At 56.5% G+C, this 522-nt stretch carries 1 protein-coding gene; it reads left to right on the forward strand.

Features of this window, described 5'->3' with window-relative positions; translation table 11 throughout:
- Positions 1-423: hypothetical protein (locus GE027_RS23525; protein ID WP_237607751.1), on the forward strand; the 423-nt coding region annotated here is incomplete at its 5' end.
- Positions 424-522 lie beyond the last annotated feature (99 nt).

Here is a 522-nt window from a genome sequence, read left to right on the forward strand (position 1 = left end):
CCCCACCCTGAACTACTCATGACCGCGATTGCAACGGTGGGTGCGTTGGTTCGAGTGTCTCCGTGGGATGACCTACAATACGTCGCAGGTCCCGACACTCCACAGGAGTTTCTTGCTGACCGAACCTCTTTTGTGATGCGCGTCGCGGGCTGGCTTGAGGATGGGCATATTCGTTACGGAGTGTTTGGTCCGGTCTTGGATGGTCCCGATCGTTACCTCGACTTGACATGCTCACTAATCGTGCGTGTAGACGGCTGCGACTGGCGGTCTGACACGTCTAGTTCCGCCAAGTTTAAAGTGGGGTCGAGCGTCGTGGTTCGCAAGCACGAATATGATTTCCGACACCCAGATGGTACAATTCTCGTGGGCTACCCGCGAATTTCGTGCCTCGGCGAAATTGTCACCGTTGAAGGCATGGGGTAACAAAGTGGTGCACCCGAGCGGCGGCAACGTCGTGTCGTGATCACCGAATCATGGGTCGCCGCCGGGTGACCACCAACGTTACTGTCGCTTGTGTTCTGT

The sequence above is a fragment of the Roseimaritima sediminicola genome (assembly GCF_009618275.1).
Classification (GTDB): domain Bacteria; phylum Planctomycetota; class Planctomycetia; order Pirellulales; family Pirellulaceae; genus Roseimaritima; species Roseimaritima sediminicola.